Annotated in this window: 18 protein-coding genes and 1 riboswitch; of the genes, 10 read left to right on the top strand and 8 right to left on the bottom strand. The window is 50.7% G+C overall.

Annotated features, from left to right (window positions below; genetic code table 11):
- Window positions 1-211 precede the first annotated feature (211 nt).
- Together BN6628_RS06030 and recQ are read right to left on the bottom strand one after the other, a co-directional pair.
- A complete protein-coding gene (locus tag BN6628_RS06030) occupies window positions 212-1984 on the bottom strand; it encodes a B12-binding domain-containing radical SAM protein (RefSeq protein WP_068615546.1) in 1773 nt (590 codons plus the stop codon).
- A 901-nt stretch (window positions 1985-2885) separates the two neighbouring features.
- Window positions 2886-4751, bottom strand: coding sequence for a DNA helicase RecQ (gene recQ, locus BN6628_RS06025; protein ID WP_068615544.1), 1866 nt, complete (start codon window positions 4749-4751; stop codon window positions 2886-2888).
- A gap of 214 nt (window positions 4752-4965) precedes the next feature.
- Between recQ and BN6628_RS06020 the strand changes: the two genes are divergently transcribed.
- The 4 genes from BN6628_RS06020 (at window position 4966) to BN6628_RS06000 (ending at window position 9252) form a co-directional block, all read left to right on the top strand.
- Window positions 4966-5901, top strand: coding sequence for an RluA family pseudouridine synthase (locus BN6628_RS06020; RefSeq protein WP_068615542.1), 936 nt, complete (start codon window positions 4966-4968; stop codon window positions 5899-5901).
- Between the two features lie 40 nt (window positions 5902-5941).
- Complete coding sequence (locus BN6628_RS06015) at window positions 5942-6118, top strand: YjfB family protein (RefSeq protein WP_068615540.1); 177 nt, start codon at window positions 5942-5944, stop codon at window positions 6116-6118.
- Window positions 6119-6295: 177 nt separating this feature from the next.
- Window positions 6296-7123, top strand: a complete 828-nt coding sequence (speD, locus tag BN6628_RS06010) for an adenosylmethionine decarboxylase (protein WP_068615538.1) — start codon at window positions 6296-6298, stop codon at window positions 7121-7123.
- 410 nt (window positions 7124-7533) lie between these two features.
- Window positions 7534-9252: a proline--tRNA ligase gene (locus BN6628_RS06000; RefSeq protein WP_068615534.1), complete on the top strand. Its 1719-nt coding sequence runs from the start codon at window positions 7534-7536 to the stop codon at window positions 9250-9252.
- A 762-nt stretch (window positions 9253-10014) separates the two neighbouring features.
- Here the strand turns inward: BN6628_RS06000 and BN6628_RS05985 are convergent.
- A complete protein-coding gene (locus BN6628_RS05985) occupies window positions 10015-10875 on the bottom strand; it encodes a fumarylacetoacetate hydrolase family protein (RefSeq protein WP_068615529.1) in 861 nt (286 codons plus the stop codon).
- A 186-nt stretch (window positions 10876-11061) separates the two neighbouring features.
- A riboswitch (PreQ1 riboswitch) is annotated at window positions 11062-11105 on the top strand.
- Window positions 11106-11229: 124 nt separating this feature from the next.
- On the opposite strand from BN6628_RS05985, the gene queC reads away from it, so the two are divergent.
- From queC to queF, 4 genes are all read left to right on the top strand, one after another.
- Window positions 11230-11898, top strand: a complete 669-nt coding sequence (queC, locus tag BN6628_RS05980; RefSeq protein ID WP_068615527.1) for a 7-cyano-7-deazaguanine synthase QueC — start codon at window positions 11230-11232, stop codon at window positions 11896-11898.
- Window positions 11895-12389, top strand: a complete 495-nt coding sequence (gene queD, locus BN6628_RS05975) for a 6-carboxytetrahydropterin synthase QueD (RefSeq protein ID WP_068615526.1) — start codon at window positions 11895-11897, stop codon at window positions 12387-12389. Before queC ends, queD begins: the two co-directional genes overlap by 4 nt.
- Window positions 12382-13134 carry a 7-carboxy-7-deazaguanine synthase QueE gene (gene queE, locus BN6628_RS05970; protein ID WP_068615524.1) on the top strand — a complete coding sequence of 251 codons (753 nt, stop codon included), beginning with the start codon at window positions 12382-12384 and terminating at the stop codon, window positions 13132-13134. Before queD ends, queE begins: the two co-directional genes overlap by 8 nt.
- 280 nt (window positions 13135-13414) lie before the next feature.
- On the top strand, window positions 13415-13912 hold the full coding sequence (gene queF, locus BN6628_RS05965) for a preQ(1) synthase (RefSeq protein WP_068615523.1): 498 nt from the start codon (window positions 13415-13417) through the stop codon (window positions 13910-13912).
- A gap of 185 nt (window positions 13913-14097) precedes the next feature.
- On the opposite strand, the gene BN6628_RS05960 is transcribed toward queF, so the two are convergent.
- The 3 genes from BN6628_RS05960 to BN6628_RS05950 are packed head-to-tail and all read right to left on the bottom strand — an operon-like array spanning window position 14098 to window position 16680.
- Complete coding sequence (locus tag BN6628_RS05960) at window positions 14098-15090, bottom strand: ABC transporter ATP-binding protein (RefSeq protein ID WP_068615522.1); 993 nt, start codon at window positions 15088-15090, stop codon at window positions 14098-14100.
- 16 nt (window positions 15091-15106) lie between these two features.
- The gene (locus BN6628_RS05955; protein ID WP_068615521.1) at window positions 15107-15907 is read right to left on the bottom strand and encodes an ABC transporter permease; all 801 of its coding nucleotides are present in this window, start codon (window positions 15905-15907) and stop codon (window positions 15107-15109) included.
- The gene (locus tag BN6628_RS05950; protein ID WP_068615518.1) at window positions 15904-16680 is read right to left on the bottom strand and encodes an ABC transporter permease; all 777 of its coding nucleotides are present in this window, start codon (window positions 16678-16680) and stop codon (window positions 15904-15906) included. Before BN6628_RS05950 ends, BN6628_RS05955 begins: the two co-directional genes overlap by 4 nt.
- Before the next feature lie 320 nt (window positions 16681-17000).
- On the opposite strand from BN6628_RS05950, the gene BN6628_RS05945 reads away from it, so the two are divergent.
- Complete coding sequence (locus BN6628_RS05945) at window positions 17001-17987, top strand: 2-hydroxyacid dehydrogenase (RefSeq protein ID WP_068615516.1); 987 nt, start codon at window positions 17001-17003, stop codon at window positions 17985-17987.
- A gap of 152 nt (window positions 17988-18139) precedes the next feature.
- Here the strand turns inward: BN6628_RS05945 and BN6628_RS05940 are convergent, their stop codons facing one another.
- Window positions 18140-18322 (bottom strand): hypothetical protein, encoded by a 183-nt coding sequence (locus BN6628_RS05940; RefSeq protein ID WP_068622032.1) that lies wholly within the window; start codon window positions 18320-18322, stop codon window positions 18140-18142.
- 260 nt (window positions 18323-18582) lie between these two features.
- Here BN6628_RS05940 and BN6628_RS05935 point away from each other — a divergent pair, with 260 nt between their 5' ends.
- Complete coding sequence (locus BN6628_RS05935) at window positions 18583-18873, top strand: phosphatidylinositol kinase (protein WP_068615514.1); 291 nt, start codon at window positions 18583-18585, stop codon at window positions 18871-18873.
- Between the two features lie 76 nt (window positions 18874-18949).
- Here the strand turns inward: BN6628_RS05935 and BN6628_RS05930 are convergent, their stop codons facing one another.
- Window positions 18950-19786: a DeoR/GlpR family DNA-binding transcription regulator gene (locus BN6628_RS05930; protein ID WP_068615512.1), complete on the bottom strand. Its 837-nt coding sequence runs from the start codon at window positions 19784-19786 to the stop codon at window positions 18950-18952.
- Window positions 19787-19909 lie beyond the last annotated feature (123 nt).

Below are 19909 nucleotides of genomic sequence, written 5' to 3'. Positions count from 1 at the left end.
GGAGTTGGTAGAACGGTTTGGGTCTTCTGAAGCAGGGGTGTACTCTTCTCTATTAGCAGGCAAAAAAGGCATTACCATGAGCAAGTCCTGTTAAGGAATGCTCTTGATAATGCCACTGTGACTTGTTTCATTCATCGTTAAAGTGAATCATTTCAACTTCAAAATCTCTCCGGTGTTAACCCTGAAGTGTGAATGAGCCGGATGCGGCTGCTTACACCGGACTCTCAACCAGCGGGACAGTATAAACTTCTGGAATCTCCGCTTCATTCTGTTGGTACAGTACGACCAGCAGGTGCTTCACATCATCCAGATACAGGTCAGATACCGGCTCCCCACTCAGCACACGATGCAGCGGAAAGCTGATCTCTTCGACCACCGCATATTTTTGAAGATCGCGCTCTTCCATATGAAGGCTTGCGAAATTTCCGGACACCTTGTCGGCTTGCTCGATCAAGGTTCTGAAATGCAGGCTTCTGCGGTCCTTATCCACCACACTCTCCCACCAAATTTTGCGCGGCTTGTATTTATGACCAAGGAAGTAATCCAACTGCATGAGCCCCTTGACCACATCTGGACGCTTCAGTCCCCGTTCTTTCAGGAAAGCCTGGAGCCTTGTGAACAAATCCTCCAGTTGGTGGCCGATTCTCTGCCACCCCTGAGCATCCCAATAGTTCCCGAAGTCCTGGAAGAAGTCAAACGGGGAATCGAACTCATGCTTCATCAGGTAAGTGAGCGTATGATCCAGCCGGTGCGCATTCCAGTATTTCTCCAGCACATCCTCCAGCCGCTTCAGTCTTACAATATCCGAGAACGGCAGCACATCATTGCCCAGGATTTCATAAGGGGCATGGTCCATGTAAGTATAGTTATACTTGCTGGCATCATTTCTGAGCCCGGTTCCCCGGAGCATCTTGAGGAATCCGAGTTGAAGCTCTTCCGGCCCCAGAGCAAACACATCGTTGAACGTTTTGCGGAAAGAATCATAATTCTCCTCTGGCAGTCCTGCGATCAGGTCCAGATGCTGATCGATCTTGCCGCTGTTCTTGATAGTTGTTACCGTACGCGTCAGCTTGGTGAAATTCTGCCGCCGCTTGACCAGTTCGTTGGTATCGTCGTTGGTCGACTGCACTCCGATCTCAAATCTGAAAATTCCCGGAGGCGCATTCTCCGCCAAATATTCCAGCACCTCAGGCCGCATAATATCAGCCGTGATCTCGAATTGGAACACACATCCTTGATGGTTCTCAATTAGAAATTGGAACATTTCCATGGCGTAGGCCCGGTTAATGTTAAAGGTGCGATCCAGGAATTTGATGATCTTAGCCCCGTTGGCTATTAAATACAGGATATCTGATTTCACCCGCTCAATGTCGTAATAGCGGACACCGACCTCGATGCTGGACAAGCAGAACTGACAGTTGAATGGACAGCCCCGGCTCGTCTCGAAGTAGACAATTCTTTTACTCAAGTTTGGGATATCCTCTGGGAAACGGTGAGGGGAAGGCAGGGTATTCAGATCACTCTTCGGATGTCCGGGCATAATCACTACTTCATGCTCCTTGCGGTAAGCGATGCCGTAGACAAAATGAAACTTGCGTTCCCCGCTTAGCTCCTGCAGAAGGCGGTGGAACACCTCTTCCCCCTCCCCCATCACGATGAAGTCCACATGAGGCGAGCGCTTCATCCAGTACTCTGTGTCATAGGACACTTCAGGCCCGCCTAGAACAATGGTCGTCTGAGGCATGACCTTCTTTAACATCTCGACCACCTTCAGCGTCTCTTCAATGTTCCAGATATAACAGGAGAAGCCGACGACATCCGGTTTCTTATTGAACAAGTCCGACACAATGTTCATCGCCGGGTCCTTGATGGTGTATTCGGCAAGTCCGATATCGAATTCATGGCCGCTGTATGCCTTCAGCAGGCGGATGGCCAGTGAAGTATGAATGTACTTGGCATTCAGCGTGGATAGAATTACTTTCATGATTCACGACCTTCTTTTGGATTTGAAAAAAGAGGGACCTCGCACGACCGCTGCGGCTGCCGACCATCTGTGGGCTATAATCCACCGCTGCGGCTGCGGATCATCCTTCCGATCGCTGTTCCTCCCTGATTCCTGGATTGTATCACCATTGTGGGAATCCGGGAGCAAAGGCGAACGCTTCGCTTCTTCAAGACGATTCCGCTTCCTCCGCTGCTGTGGTGCGTAGCTGGTACGGCAGCGAACGGACTACGTTACCGGGCTACCGTTGCCAGTCTTCTTATGTCTATAGCCAGACTGTGGCTACCGGTCACCTGTGGCCTATGGCCCGCCGTTGCGGCTGCCGACCATCTGTGGCTATAGTCTACCGCTGCGGCTGCGGATCATCCTTCCGATCGCTGTTCCTCCCGGATTCCTGGATTGTATCACCAGTGTGGGAATCCGGGAGCAAAGGCGAACGCTTCGCTTCTTCAGGACGATTCCGCCTCCTCCGCTGCTGTGGTGCGTAGCTGGTACGGCAGCGGCCGCCCAGTACCACACGGCCGCTAAGGCTACGTCATCGCTCCGCTTCCTCCGCTGGTGTTGCAGTCGGTCGCTTGGGCGCTAAGCCCAAAGCTGCGGTTGCGAACAGCCTATATCCCACAGTCCACCGCTGCGGCTGCGGATCATCCTTACGATCGCTGTTCCTCCCGGATTCCAGGATTGTATCCTTCAGGGTAGGAATCCGGGAGCAAAGGCGAACACTTCGCTTCTCCAGGACGATTCCGCCTCCTCCGCTGATGTACGTGCATGGTACGGCAGCGGCCGCTCAGTGTACCGCACGGCCGCTAAGGCTACGTCATCGCTCCGCTTCCTCCGCTGATGTGGCAGCCTGTCGTTTGGGCGCTATAGCCCAACGCTGAAACTAGAACTCCACATCATCCATCTCCGGCACGCTGCCCTGATTCTGGAAGAATTCCAGAAAGGGCCGTCCGTATTTCTTATATTTCAGTTCACCGACACCCTTGATCCGCAGCATAGCCGACTCCGTCTGCGGGCAGACGACGCTCATCTCACGAAGGGTCGCGTCATTAAATATGATATAAGACGGCACTTTCTCCTGCTGGGCCAGATCACGGCGAATCAATCGCAGCTGCTCGAACACGGTCTCGTTGACGGCAGATGGCCCCGTATCATAGGACTGGCCTCTCCGCCGGCCAGCCCCGGAAGCAGCTGAAGCCGAAGGCAGCGGAGCCCGCATCATCACTTGATGTTTGCCCTTAAGCACATCCGCCGCAACTGGCTCAAGGCGGACGACAGGGTATTGTCCTTCAGAAAGGGACAAGTAGCCATCGGCCACAAACGTGTTGATCAGCTCGGAGATCTCCTTTTCGGTCCGGGTGCGCATCATGCCATAGGTTGGAAGGCTGTCGAACCCGTATTGAAGCACCTTTTTATTCTGCGAACCTTTGAGCACCGAGGCCACCATGGAGACACCGAACCTCTCCCGCATCCGGAAGATACAGGAAAACACAACCTGGGCGTCCACGGTCATATCCGTGAGTTCACGTTCATCCCGGCAGGAACTGCAAATTCCACATGGCTTCTGATCATGCTTCTCACCGAAATATTCCAGCATCGCAAATCTTAAGCAGCGGTTGGAATAACAATACTCCACCATCTGCTGCAGCTTCCGATAATCGTTGCGTTTGCGGTCCCCCTCCTGAGGATTCTGCTCAATCAGGAACTTCTGGGTCATAATGTCCTGAGCGCTGAACAGGAGAATGCACTCGCTCGGCTCACCGTCCCGTCCTGCACGGCCAGCCTCCTGGACATAAGCCTCCATATTTTTAGGCATATTATAGTGAATTACATACCTGACGTTGGACTTGTCAATCCCCATGCCAAAAGCATTCGTGGCCACCATCACCCGGATGTCGTCATACAGAAATGCTTCCTGGTTCTCGGCGCGTTCTTCGTCAGACAAACCTGCATGATATCGGCCAGCGGCAATGCCTGCACGGCGAAGACGTTCATACAGGTCATCCACATCCTTGCGGGTCGCGGCATAAATAATGCCGGATTGTGAAGCATGGGCTTCGGCATAGTTCATAACATACTCTCGCTTGTTCTCGCCGCGCAGGACAGACATCGCCAGATTATCGCGCCCAAGCCCGGTGACGAATACCTCCGGCTCCCGCAGTCTGAGCAGCCGCATCATATCATCCATAACCTCAGGAGTGGCGGTTGCTGTAAAAGCAGCCAGAATCGGGCGGCTTGGAAGAGCCGATACAAAAGGTGCTACAGCCAGATAGCTCGTCCGGAAATCATGTCCCCACTGGGATACACAGTGCGCCTCATCCACGGCCACACACGAAATCGGCAGCTCCGCCATTTCCGTCTGGAACCAATCCAGTTCAAGCCGTTCGGGTGCCACGTAGAGAAGCTTTAATTCTCCCCTTCTGGCGGCTCTGATCCGGTCATTCACTTCTCTGCCGCTAAGCGTACTGTTGATATATGCAGCCGATATCCCCATACTGGTCAAAGCATCCACCTGGTCCTTCATCAGCGAAATCAGCGGGGATACGACCAGAGTCAGTCCCGGCAGCAGCAGCGCGGGAATCTGATAACAAATCGATTTACCGCCCCCGGTGGGCATAATACCCAGCGTATCATTTCCCTGCAGCAGGCTCTCTACAATTTTTTTCTGTCCTTCACGGAAATCCGGATACCCGTAGTATTTCTGCAGTACTTCCCGGGCTTCTTCTATTGTGAAAATATCTGTATTCATATTCATAATCTCCTTACTCTACTCGAGCAAAACCTTCCGTCAACAACCCTGCCCTGTTAGTTTACCGGGGTTTGTCTAATACGGCAACCGCCGGATCATTGACCTTGGCGTGATATAAAGGTTATCATCGGTCTTAGAACAAGGATCTCCGTCAAATGCAGGAACTTTCATACGGTTCCACGCTTGCCGGTACGGATTATCAGGAGGCACGAACGTGAAGAAAAAAAGCTACAGCAATGGCCGAACCACCAAAATAAGCAGTCCCCCCAAACCACGGATTCATACGGTAAAGGAGCAGACGGAGCTGCTGCCCTTCTTGATCGAGACGCTGCGTCATTTAAGCAGAAACTCGGTTAAGTCCATTCTGGCACGCGGCCAGGTTACCGTGAACAGTGAGCCGGTCACCGCCTACAACTACCGGCTTGAACCCGGTTATATTGTCTCGATTCACCCGGATAAGGTAACCTCCTCTGCCCCGCTTGTTGGGATGACGATACTTTATGAAGACGAGCATATTATTGTAATCCAGAAGGAACACGGACTGCTATCGGTGTCGGCCGGACAAGAGAATGAAATTACGGCTTACCGCCAGCTCATGAGCCATGTCCGCCAGAGCGACCCGGGCAACCGGATCTTCATCGTACACCGCTTGGACCGGGATACCTCGGGAGTCATGCTGTTTGCCAAAAGCGAGAAGGTTCAGCAAACACTGCAGAACGGATGGCAGGATATTGTGAAGGAACGGTCCTATGTCGCGCTTGTCGATGGCGAGGTGAAGAAACAGGAGGGGACGATCAGCTCATGGCTTAAGGAGAGCAGCACGCTAAAGATGTACTCCAGCCCCTATCCGAACGACGGTCAGCATGCGGTTACGCATTATAAGAAGCTGCAGTCGAACATGTGGTTCTCCCTGCTTGAAGTACATCTTGAGACCGGAAGAAAGAACCAGATTCGCGTACACATGGAAGATATCGGTCACCCGGTTGCGGGAGACAAGAAATACGGCTCCAAATCCAAAGAAATCGGCAGACTGGGTCTGCATGCGCGGATACTGGCTTTTGAACACCCGGTAACGGGGGAGATTATTCGCTTTGAAACGGACATCCCCAAGGTATTTATGAAACCGTTCAAGACAGCCCCTTCCAAATAAAACCCGATCTGCCGATAGTATGATCAGGGGAGGTGCGAGTATGGATATCGCGGCAGCAGCTACAGCCATGAGCCAGTCAGCCTTGTCACAGGCCGTCGGCATTAAAGTGCTGAACATGGCCAAGAACCAGGCTGAAACTCAGGCTCAGAACATGGTGCAAATGATTCAGAAAAGCATGGATCCAAACCTGGGGAGACAATTGGACATTTCCATTTAACTCCTTGCCCGCATGGCTGACGCCTGCGGGTCTTTTTTATGCTGCGGCCTGGTGGCGCTCTTGAGTTCTTGTTACCTTGTTAACGATGTGAATAATCGGGTAAACATTTATAAGACTAGGACAATTCAGATCAGGTAATAATTTAGTTATTATTGCAGACTTAAGGAGAAATGACGAATGAAACTAACTCCCGAGCAGGCGGTTCAGCTGCATGGTTTTAACAATTTGACGAAATCGCTCAGCTTTAATATGTATGATATCTGTTATACCAAAACAACCGAGGAACGGGATGCATACATCGAGTATGTCGATGAGCAGTATAACGCCGACCGCCTTACAGCTATTTTAAAATCCGTATCTGAAATTATTGGGGCGAATATTCTCAATATTGCCAAGCAGGATTACATTCCACAAGGGGCCAGTGTGACGATGCTGGTGTCGGAAGGCCCAGTGGCCGAGATGGATACCGAGACGTTTGATGAGACGCCGGGGCCGCTTCCTGACTCGGTGGTGATGCATTTGGACAAAAGCCACATAACAGTCCATACCTATCCGGAATCCCACCCGGACGAGGGGATTTCCACCTTCCGCGCGGATATCGATGTATCCACGTGCGGGGAGATCTCTCCGCTTAAAGCGCTGAATTATCTGATCCACTCTTTTGAGCCGGATATGATGACCATGGACTACCGGGTACGCGGCTTCACCCGCGATATCAACGGCCGGAAGCTGTTCATCGACCATGACATCAGCTCCATTCAGAACTACATCCCTGAGAAGGACAAGAAACTGTATGACATGATTGACGTTAATGTATATCAGGAAAATATTTTCCATACCAAGTGCAAGCTCAAGGCATTTGATCTGGACAATTATTTATTCGGATATACCAAGGAGAAACTGAGCCCTGAAGAACAGGCTTCCATAACGGAGAGGTTGAAAGTAGAAATGGACGAAATCTACTATGGTAAAAATATGAAGCGCGGCTCCATCTATATAAAATGAGCTTATGAAGGTTAACATTTAGGTTAATTCTAAAGTTCATTTTATATAGCCTAAGAGACTAGTAAATCGCCTTTTCGTGTACACCCCTATTGACCCTACACTCAATTTGGTGTAATTTGGATAAAATATGACAACAGCGTTGACCAAGATCATGAGCTTCGGATACCGGCCGCTTCAGAGAGGAAGCCCACAGGCTGAAAGACTTCCCGTCACGGACCGTTGCTCCCTGCCTTGGAAGCTGCAGCGCCATAATCCGCTGCCGGTGAACACCGTTACCTGTTTAAGGATTAGACCGGAGGAATTATCATCCGGCTGATTTAATTAGGGTGGTACCACGAGCGCATTCGTCCCTTGACGAGTGGGCTCTTTTTGTTGTCTTTTGACATCGAATCAAGAAAGGAGAAGAAACAATGAAACAAAGCCGACTGCTGATGCCTACCTTGAGAGAGGCTCCAGCCGATGCGGAAGCTCAAAGCCACCGCCTGCTGCTTCGGGCAGGCTTCATCCGCCAACTAGCCTCAGGAGTGTACACGTACCTTCCACTGGGCTGGCGTGTCCTTCAGAAAGCATCCGCTATTGTCCGTGAAGAGATGAACCTTGCGGGAGCCCAGGAGCTGCTGATGCCAGCGATGCAGCCTGCCGAGCTGTGGAAGAAGTCCGGCCGGTATGAGGTTTACGGGCCTGAGCTTATCCGGCTGGAAGACCGCCATGGACGGGAATTCGCCCTTGGCCCTACCCACGAGGAGGTCATTACCGCACTGGTCAGAGACGAGACTAGCTCCTACAGACAGCTGCCTCTAACTCTGTACCAAATCCAGACTAAATTCAGAGATGAGCGACGCCCGCGGTTCGGGCTTCTTAGGGGAAGGGAATTTCTCATGAAGGATGCCTACTCCTTCGATACCGATTGGGATGGCCTGGATGCGAGCTACTGGGCTATGCATGCAGCTTATACCCGGATCTTCACCAGGTGCGGCCTCGATTTCAGATCGGTTCACGCCGACGCCGGGGCGATTGGCGGAGAAGGAGAAACTCATGAATTTATGGCTCTGGCCGATATCGGGGAGGACACCATAGCGGTATGCCCTGTCGGCGACTATGCGGCCAATCTGGAGAAAGCAGGACACAAGGAAGTGGAGCTTCGCCTTGAAGCCGCGTTGGAGGTAAGGGAAAATCAGCCTGCTCCAGAACTTATATCCACGCCGGATGTGCATACGATCGAAGAGCTAACCTCATTTACCGGACTTCCGGCGAACCAGATCATCAAAACCTTAATCTATCTGATTGACGGCAAACCAACTGCGGTGCTTGTCCGCGGGGATCATGAGGTCAATGAGATTAAAGTGAAGAATTACATGAAGGCGGAGACCGTCGAGCTCGCAGATACCAAGACAGTACTCGAAATTACCGGGGCACCCGTTGGTTTTGCCGGACCGGTTGGGCTTCATATTCCCCTGCTGATTGACAGCGACGTGGCCCGTATGGATACGGCCATGACCGGTGCCAATCAAGCAGATTATCATCTTAGCGGAGTCCGGCCGGGGGTCGACTTCCCTTTACAGGATGCCCCTGATCTGCGGAATGTCAATGAGGGGGATCCTTGTCCGCATTGCGGCCAGCCGATGTCTCTGGTCAAGGGAATTGAGATCGGTCATGTCTTCAAGCTCGGAACCAAATACAGCGATGCGCTCGGGGCTGTATTCTCCGATGCTTCAGGACAGGAGAACCGAATGGTCATGGGCTGTTACGGCATCGGTATCTCCCGCCTCCTGTCCGCTGTGGCCGAACAGCATCATGACGGGAACGGACTAATATGGCCGTCCTCACTCGCCCCTTATCAGGTGCATCTTGTTCCACTCTCGCTCAAGGATGAGGCCCAATTTTCCCTGGTGACCGAGCTTTACGAGCAGCTAACAAGCCTTGGAATCGAGGTGCTTCTTGATGACCGGGATGAGCGTGCCGGTATAAAATTCAAGGACTCCGACCTCATCGGCATTCCCGTGCGCATCGTGATCGGCAAGATGGCCAAGGATGGCCTGATCGAATGGAAAGAGCGCTGCAAGCCTGAAGCAGAGGTGCTAAGCGTGGAAGACGCCGTGTCCAGATTGACGGAACACCACAGGCAATAAGAAAACGGCGGCTGCCCACAACATATCATCAGGGGGGGAGAACTCTTATTTCCATCTTCGCCCCCCCTATTTATGTTGAGTTGGTTTTATAAAATGAAAAGACACCCTTTTAAAGGTGTCTTTTCAAAAATACTTCACTCTTTACGGTTTTGGGTTAATCTACCATAGACAAATGTTATAGAGGCAACAACATAAAATGCTAATAAAAAGTACTTAATAATAGTATAATCAGAGTTTCCATTTGATAAATTCGTCAATATCATCATAACTGCAATAATAGAGATCCCTGCATTTTCTTTGTTATATTTCTTGAGTTTGTATTTAAAAGTTCTAAATACCAAAAGAATAAGGACCAGGCTGTATATCATAACCAATGAAATATCCATATTTATCCTCAATATTTTATAAATAATCGACTAAGCATTCACACATTCCTTTTAAGTTACATACTTGAGTTACTTGAGATATAATTATATGCTTTCTCAACGTTTGAATGTGCATCATTATAGTTGTCCACAAATGAGATCGGAATTATCCGACCTCATTTTTCAACGTGTCACTCTCCTAAATATTTCAAGACCCAATGCAGGAGCGCCGAGCGACTCTCGATTTTCACTTTCTTCATCGTCCCCCACTGCACGCCGCGACTCATATTGTTGGGAAGGTCTTAATGTGGTCTCCGCTACTCTCTGTAGTCCCTTAAATGTTGTATCACCATTTTTAAAGTACATCCCTTGCTTCACCAGGCCGAAATCTATCATCTTACGGCTTCACCAACCGGTTCGTCAAGCTCCCAAGCCCCTCGATTTCCACGGTAACGGTATCTCCGTCCCGCAGCCAGACACGCTCCGATTCCGGTAGGCCCATGACCACACCTTCCGGCGTTCCGGTGAGGATTAAATCCCCGGGCTCCAGCGTCATATGCCTGGAAATATAGCTTATTATCTCATCACAGTGGAAAATCATATCCGAGGTGTTCGAGCTCTGTCTTACTTCCCCATTGACGAGCGTGCGGATCTCCAGCTTGTTGGGACTCGGTACTTCTTCAGCGGTTACCAAATAAGGGCCGCACGGCGCGAACCCGTCACAGGATTTTCCCAGCAGCCATTGGGAGCTTCGGAATTGCAAATCTCGGGCGGACAGGTCATTCGTGCAGCAGTAGCCGAACACAGCGGATAATGCATCCTCTTTGGATATATTTCGCACCTTGCGTCCGATCACAATCCCGAGCTCTGCCTCATAATCCACCTGCCGGGATTCTGCCGGCAGTTCAATATCTTCCTTATGAGCGGCTAGCGCATTGGAAAATTTGCTGAACAGCAGAGGCTCTTCAGGCGGATTCATGCCCGATTCCTCGGCATGCCTCCGGTAATTGAGCCCGATGCAAATTATTTTGCGGGAATTAGGCACACATGGCGCGTATCTGATTTGTTCTTCATGAAGGAACTGGACATCTCCCGAGTGAATCAGGCCTTCTGCATAAGCTTTGATAGCCTGAACCTCTTGTTCCCCCGCGGTCAATAGCCTGTCCATGTCAAAGCGGGAGGACACATCCAGCATGCCCCTTTCTGTCATAACACCAAGACATAATTGTTGTTCTCTGTAAAAATTAACAAGCTTCATTCAACCACTCCTCCCACTCAAGATCTGCCTTATATTCATAGTCCTATACTTATAGCCTTATCCTAGAACTCCATTCCTCAAAAAGCAAACGGCACCCATTTCTTTCTACCTTCAAATTCACGGAAATGTGTTATAATAGGGCAGCGCACTGCGCCAACTGAAGACAGTCCATGCGGCAAGTCCCGCATGGGAGAGGTTCGCGAACTCCCTCTATAAAAAACTAAGGTAGCCCTTTCTTATCGATTTGAAGATGGGCTTGTTTTTTTGCGATGCCAGTTCAAGAACTCTCTCTCTTCGTATGGGTAGATGACAAGGTCATTTGCCGCAAATTTCTGAAGATAGAGAGGTTTTTTTATGCTCAAAAATGAAAAAGCAGTTGTTGTATTCAGCGGCGGTCAGGACAGCACAACGTGCCTCTTCTGGGCCCTGAAGCAGTTCGGTGAAGTGGAGACCGTAACCTTTGACTACGGACAGCGTCACAAGCTGGAGATTGAATGTGCCCGGGCCATCGCAGATGAGCTCGGTGTGAAGAACACCGTACTGGACATGAGTCTCTTAAACCAGCTGGCCCCGAACGCGCTGACCCGCGATGATATCGAGATTACAGAGCAGGAAGGCAGCCTGCCCAGCACGTTTGTGGAGGGCCGCAATCACCTGTTCCTGAGCTTTGCTGCGGTCAAAGCCAAGACATCCGGAGCAAGGCACCTGGTTACCGGGGTCTGCGAGACCGATTTCAGCGGATATCCCGACTGCCGGGACACTTTTGTCAAGTCGCTGAACGTCACCTTGAACCTGGCGATGGACTACAACTTTGTCATTCATACCCCGCTGATGTGGCTGGACAAAGCCGAAACCTGGGCCTTGGCTGATGAGCTGTCAGCCTTTGATTTCGTGCGGGAGAAGACGCTCACTTGCTATAACGGGATTATCGGCCACGGCTGCGGGGAATGTCCCGCCTGCAAGCTAAGACAAGCGGGCCTGGACAAATTCCTTATGTCCCGCCAAGGGGGCGACTGCATATGAGCCGCACACCTGGGGAATTCCGCATTGTGGACAAGCTGCAAAAGCTGGGGGATGACATCCAGCCGAAGCAATTGAAATACCATAACCGCCGGGTTCTGGTGAGCAAGGAATTTACTTTTGACGCTGCGCATCATCTGCATGCATATGAGGGCAAGTGCAAGAACCTGCACGGCCATACCTATAAAGCAGTCATCGGAATCAGCGCGCGCCCGAATGACATCGGCCTTACCGCTGATTTCGGACTGATCAAAGATATATGGAAATCCCGGATCGAGACCTACCTAGATCACAGATATTTGAACGAGACTCTGCCCCCAATGAACACGACGGCTGAGAACATGGTCGTATGGCTGTTCGAACAAATGGAGGAAGCGCTGGCCTCTGAAGAGGTCAAACCGCTAATTCATGAGGGGCGTACGGAATTTATCCGCCTGTATGAGACCCCCACAAGTTATGCCGAAGCCAGACGGGAGTGGATGACAGGTGAATAGTTCAGCTAATAGGAATACACCTGATATTCCCGTGTTGGAAATTTTTGGTCCAACCGTTCAAGGTGAGGGTATGGTGATTGGCCAAAAGACCATGTTCGTGCGCACGGCAGGGTGCGACTACCGGTGCGCCTGGTGCGACTCGGCCTTCACTTGGGATGGCAGTGCCAAAGACCAGATCAAACGGATGAGCCCTGAGCAAATTTGGGCGGAGCTGCAGCGCATTGGAGGAGACCGGTTCTCCCATGTGACTCTGTCAGGAGGCAATCCCGCGCTGCTGCCCCAGCTCGGAGGGCTCGTTACCCTGCTGAATAGGAGCGGCATCCGACTGGCCGTAGAAACGCAAGGCTCAAGATGGCAGGACTGGCTGGCGGAGATTGAAGAGGTCACCCTCTCTCCCAAGCCGCCAAGCTCGGGAATGACAACCGATTGGGACCAGCTGGATTTGATCGTCGCCCGGCTAAAATCAAGACCTGAGGGTTACTCTTACAGCCTGAAGGTAGTTATTTTTGATCAGGCAGATCTGGATTATGCCACGCGCGTTCATGCCCGCTATCCCGATACGGTGATGTATCTGCAGGTTGGGAATCCTGATGTTCAGCGGATGGATATCACAGCCCATGCCTCCGATTTGCTTGCCCGGTATGAACAGTTGATTGAAGACGTTGTTCAATCTTCGGAGTTAAACAATGTCCGGGTGCTCCCTCAGCTGCACGCATTAGTATGGGGCAACAAGCGCGGGGTCTAGCTTTCACGCGGACAGACAGTCAACATAGAGTGGTCAATAATAGATTGGTTGATAGAGGGGGGACACAAGTAAGTAAAATGATTCGGAAGAAGCTGAAAGCTTTTAAAAGAAAAATGCATCCGAAGAATGTGCTGACAATCGCTTGTAACAAGGTTCCTGCTTACAAATTCAATCAAAGATAATTCAGCCCACAAAACATCAGGCAATAGGGCGAAATGACATTTCAAGCCGCTTGCTTTCTATGACATTAACCAGAATAAATATACCGGAGGAATCAATTATGGCTGGAAGACAACCTAATGAAATGGAAGATTTGACGTTGCTCGGCAACCAGGGGACCAAGTACGTGTTTCAATATGCGCCGGAGGTGCTGGAAAGCTTCGAGAACAAACATGCTTACCGGGATTATTTCGTGAAATTCAACTTCCCCGAGTTCACCAGCCTGTGCCCGATTACGGGCCAACCGGACTTCGCCACGCTCCACATCAGCTATATCCCGGACATCAAGATGGTAGAGAGCAAGTCGCTGAAGCTGTATTTGTTCAGCTTCCGCAATCATGGTGATTTCCATGAAGACTGCATAAACATCATTATGAATGATCTGATCAAGCTGATGGACCCCAAATACATTGAGGTATGGGGAAAATTCACCCCGCGCGGAGGAATCTCCATTGATCCATACTGCAACTACGGCCGGCCAGGCACCAACTATGAACAGATGGCTGAGCACCGGATGCTGAACCATGACATGTATCCAGAAAAGATTGACAACCGTTAGACAAGACAACCGGCACATGTTGTGCTGTTCAACTTATATGCTGCTCCTTCTTCAGGAGCAGCATTAATATTTTTAGACGTGAAGGCTGCACATAATCATTGAATGATCCTGATAAGTTAACGATTCCGTCCTTTGTTCATAACAGATGATGAAACTCCCGCATCAGGTATAAGGGTGCTGTCGCATCAATAAACCTTATGAATGACATCCTCGAAGTCTGGATCCTGCATCTCTATATCGTCCAGCTCTCCCCACTTGCCCAACTCCTTAACAATGTCCAGTGTATTTATCTCCCGCCGATTCACCTCAATCGAGACGGTTTGATCAATAACACGGGTCACCCGAATTTGGGCGGACTCCGCACCGCATGAATCCGCCACATACGACTCGGGAATTTGAAACGGTCCCCGGAAGGTGACCGTAATCAAGGTCGGCAATCCAATGGTGTCGCGCAGCGAGCGAACCGTCCCGTCATAAGACAGCTCCCCGTTGTTAATGACCATCACCCGGCTGCACAGCTGCTCTATATCGTCCATGTCATGGGTGGTCAGCAGAATCGTTTTGCCGAACTCCTCATTGATCAACTTCAGAAACTGGCGGATGTTGCGCTTCGCATTGACATCCAGGCCGATCGTCGGCTCATCAAGGAACAGCACGTCTGGATCGTGCAGCATGGCGGCCGCAAGGTCGGCGCGCATGCGCTGACCAAGCGACAGCTTGCGCACAGGCGTGTCCCAGAACGTCTGTAAATCCAGCAGTTCTGTAAATTGACGGAGTCTCCCCGCTTTGTCCGCCTGGCCAACGCCGTACATTTCGGCCAGAATATCAAAGGAATCCTTAACTGGCAGGTCCCACCACAGCTGACTGCGCTGACCGAACACAACTCCCAGCCTCTTCACAACAGAACGCCGCTCCTGATGCGGATTCATACCCGCGATGGTCACCCGGCCTGAGGTTGGATGCAGAATGCCGGTCAGCATTTTGATAGTCGTCGATTTGCCAGCCCCATTCGGGCCAATATAACCAACGAATTCACCCTGCTCCACCTGAAAGCTAATCCCCCGAACCGCCTCCTTAATCCGGTATTCCCTTGAGAACAGGGTCCTGAGTCCAGAGAAGCGCCCTTCCTTTACAACAGCAGTTTTAAACGACTTGCGTATATCATGAACTTCGATCAAGATGTTCGCTCCTTCCTTAACTGCCCGTACTTTGATACTTGGTCAAGCCGAACTGCCAAAATTTCAGGCTGATTGCAAGACATCCAAGCGCAGCGGCGGCCAACGCCGGTAGCACCCAGACTCCGAGCTCCCCCCGAAGTATGTACAGAGACGGGACATAGTTGACCAGACCAACAGGAATAACAATCAGCAAAATCGAAGACATCCACTTTGGATACAACGTTAACGGGTATTGGGCAGCGGTCCTTGCGGCATCCTCCGTCAGGTTCTGCAGCTCACTAGTTCTGGTTGTCCAGAAGCCGAAGGTTGCAGTGGCAAGGCCGATCGAGAACAAAATGACGGCACCCGTCACGATGATATACAGTGATTGCGGCACAGCGCTCCAGCCGACTTGGCCGCTCACCATCATGCCATGGAGCGACCACCACAGCAGAAACCCGCCCTGAAGCACTTCACCCAGCATGATCCTGAATTTCTGCGGCATCAGTGCCAGCAGAACCGGCAGCGGGCGCGTAAGCAGCTGGTCAAGTTCGCCGTTCACCAAATAATTCTCCAGATGGTGCACTTCATCGGCAAATGTCCGGTACAACGTCTTGGATAGTGTGATTACCGCAAACAGATAACCGATCTCGTGCATTGACCAGCCCTGAATGGCACCGAATTTATGGAGCACAATCGCGACCATCAGAAATTCCGAGATTTGAATCAATGCGGCCAGGAAGGAAGCGAGCACAAAATTGAATTTGTACTGCATGCGGCTCTTGATGCTTGTTCGAATCAATAACCCATATAAAGACAGCCAGGATTTCACGGTCATCCTCCCTGCACCTCCACTTTCCGCCTTAAAAATCCAGTCGCCAGCAGACAGGTTAGTGTGAGCAGCGCGCACCAAAACAGCGTTCCCCACAAATAGGAGGCTTCACCAGAGCCTAAATATAATTTTGTCGGTACATACAGGAGGTAGGGATACGGAGACCACCAGGCAATGGTCTGCAGCCAGCCCGGCAGCCATTCGATGGGAATAAAGAAGCCTGCAAGGAGATTAATCATCGCGTGGTTGCCCCAATATAACCAGGATGATTCAGTAGTCCACAGTGCGGATGCGCCGATGAGATAATTCATGCAAATCGATAGATAGGCAGCACCAGCCAGGGCAAGAGCAACAAACAGGAGCTCCGACACCTTTCCGGGGAGCTTCAGGGAGAATACCACGTAATACACAAGGTAGATCGGGATCGATTTGTAGACGAATTGGTAAGCGATCTGACCCCATTCTTTGGCCATCATGTGGCTGAACAGATGGACCGGACGCATTAAATCCAAGGAAATATGGCCCGTTCTGACGGCTTGGGGAATGCCGAGGCCATTGGTAATGAAGCTGGAGATCCAGAGCGCGGCTTGAGTAAAGGAGATATAGTTCACCATCCCCTGCGTTCCGTACTCTCCAAGCGAGTAATCCGAACCTAGTCCGATCCAGATACACGCATACATGAAGCCGAACATCGCACTGGCGATATTGTGCACCATGTGGGCTCCGCGGTATTGCAAATTGCGGGCGTAGGCTTTGGAAGCCAAAGTGAAATAAAGCATGCAGCACCTCCGATAAGCTTATTAGACGGCGGACCCGTCCACTTCAGACAAGGCGAAAATGAAAGAAGGACAATATCATACCAGATCATTCCAGATTAGGGCAACCTTTTTTTGCCTTCTTGTAGATGGAACGGTACCTTAGGCCCAGGGCATTCGTTCACTCTTCCTCCTACGGTTTCTTCATCTGACCGCATAGTTCTACGCGGGAGAACAGCTTCTGCTAGGGAAGTGGCGAAATTAACGGTAACGATGAAATTTGGGGTAATATGAAGGGAGACTTGTGTTCATTTTTGTTATGTTTCATAGAAAGGAGCCCTGAAATGACGACAACAACCAAACCTAAAATTTTCATTGCGAGACCCATTCCTCCCGAAGTAGAGCAATATCTGGCCCAGCACTGCACCTATACCAAATGGAGCGGGGACAAACCGGCCTCCTTAGAGGAAATTATAGAGCATATTTCTGATGTGGACGGCCTGCTGACCACCGGTGGCAGGATTAATGCTGAGCTGCTGGATCACGCCCCCAACCTGAAGGTGGTTAGCACAATGAGCGTGGGCTACAACAATTTTGACATTGAGGAAATGAAGCGGCGTGGGATCAAGGGGACCAACACACCCGACGTGCTGAACGACACCGTGGCCGACCTGATTCTCTCCATGATGCTGTCGGTTGCACGCCGCGTGCCTGAGATGGACAAGTACATCCGGGAAGGGAACTGGAAACGCGGTGACAACGAGAGCTTGTTCGGCCTGGATGTTCATCACAAAACACTTGGTATTATCGGGATGGGAAGCATCGGACGCGCTGTTGCACACAGGGCGAAGCATGGCTTCGGAATGGATATTCTCTACCATAACCGCCACCGGAGCGAGCAGGCCGAGCAGGATTATGGCGCGGTGTACTCCAGTATGGATGAGCTGCTGGGCAGCTCCGACTTCATCGTTCTGATGACCCCACTCACGGAGGAGACCCGCCATATGATCGGTGAAGCGGAATTTGCCAAGATGAAGCGGACGGCCATCTTCATCAATGCTTCCCGGGGACAGACCGTGGATGAAGAAGCTTTGATCCAGGCACTGCAGAACGGGGTCATCTACGGAGCGGGACTGGACGTATTCGAGAAGGAGCCGATAGATCCTTCGAACCCGCTGCTGAAGATGTCCAATGTCGTGCTGCTTCCCCATATCGGCTCTGCAACTGAGAAGACGCGCACCGATATGGCGATGCGGGCCGCCGAGAATTTGGTCCGTGTTCTTCAGGGCGAATCACCGGCTGGACTCGTTAAGGAGCTGCGGGACGTATAATCAGGAGCAGGGTACGGATCAGATCAAACTTGTACTTTCACACTAAAGAGCGGCATCGGCGTATTAAATACGCTAATGCCGCTCTTTGGGTGGATCTCCGTCATGCAGGCCACACGGTGATTGGGAGCTGCGCGCAGTAATGGTTTTATTTTTCACTCAAAGTCTACTTTGTATTTCTTCTCGGTTGATGAGGTATGCTTGCTGGCTTCCATGTCCTTCTCTTCCATCTGCTCTTCAGTCAAATCTTCCATCGGAATGGAGTCCACCGTCTGTTCACTCTCGAACCGGTCAAACAGGCTTTCACGCTCCGTTTCGTACTGCTCGGCATGATCCATGCCGGAAGGGCCATGATCCGGTCTATTGTTATTCTCCACGTTTCTCACCTCGTTACCGTTATTATTCCCTTTATACCGTCATCCGGGCATTTTTAAACATGATGGTCCTTAAATGGTGCCGATCTATGATTTCTCTTAGAATAAGCCACCCACCCAAGTATTCTGCCGCCCATAAATTTGATATTAGGCAGGTGTCGTGAGCAGTTCGGGTTATCGTCCATAGACTGGTGTTGTATTACATTTACCCAGGGAGGTTAACCATGGAGACTGATCATAAAGAAATATGCTGGAGACTGATGTATCAATATGTTGGAATTAATACAACAGATGGTCGCTCTTACGATGGATTCATTACCCATGTTGATAATGAGTATGTCACGCTTGCTGTTCCAACTGGCGAAATGATTCAGGAAATGCGTGGCATGCCCGCACAGGAATCAACCTATAGACAATTTGGTTTCTATCCAGGCTTTTTTCCCCGTCGTCGTTTCCTGCAGCGCCGTATTCCTTTTCCCATTGCTTCAATATTCCTGCTTCCATTCTTCATATAATCCAAAAACCTTCATAATTACAAACCAAAGCCGGACCCTATGCTGGATCCGGCCTCTTATCAATGGAGTCCTATTTTCATTGACTTTTACTCGTCTTGTGATTTTTCTTTGGATTTGAACGAAGCTGTGCCTGTCTATTCCCGTTCTCTCCAGCGATAACTTCCACGTTCAGGCGCTGCAGCGCCTCCAGCCATTCCTGAGGACAAGCTTCATCCGTTATTATCATCGAAATGTCCTCGATGGCTGATATTCTGGCAAACGCCGTAACTCCAAACTTGGAATGGTCCGCAACCAATATGGATTCTTCCGCGCGTTTCATCATTTTCCTCGAAACCCCGGCTTCGTCCGGATCGAAATCGGTGATCCCATCCGACAGCGATATCCCTCCCGCCGAAATGAAGGCCTTGTTCACCTTGAACTGATCCAGCAGTTCATATACCATCGGGCCTGTGGCTGCCTGATACTTTGCATTGATTTCTCCTCCTGCAAAGATAACCTTACCCCTGAACTCCTTCAACGCGAAGTTAAGAATTGGAACTGAATTCGTAATGACCGTTACATGGGAACGATCCTTCAACTGCTTAATGATTTCAATTGTGGTCGTTCCATTATCCAGAAGAATCGTCTCTCCGTCATGAATCAGCGACGCCGCGAGCTTGCCGATTACCTGCTTTTCCCCGAAGTGCATACGCGACCGCTTAAAGAAAGCGGGCTCGGTTTGTTCGGAACGGGCCAGTACCGCGCCTCCGTATACTTTGCGCAGCTTCCCCTCCTTTTCGAGCCTGTCCAGATCCCTGCGAATCGTCTCCATGGATACATTGAACGACATGGCCAGCGCATGCACTTGAACCTTTCCTTCCGTGCCAAGTTGGGCAAGGATGGTCTCTCTGCGTTCTTCATGGGATAAAGACATTTTGAATCTCCTCCAAGCCCAATAAGGATTGTGTTTTCATGTGTTTTTATGTGATTTTGTGTTATTAAGGCAAGTTTATAGATTGGATTTTCTCTTGTCAACCTAATAATATTCACCTTTCCC

This window comes from Paenibacillus tuaregi, from assembly GCF_900086655.1.
Taxonomy (GTDB): Bacteria; Bacillota; Bacilli; order Paenibacillales; family Paenibacillaceae; genus Fontibacillus; species Fontibacillus tuaregi.
This window is presented reverse-complemented; position numbering and strand designations above follow the sequence as displayed.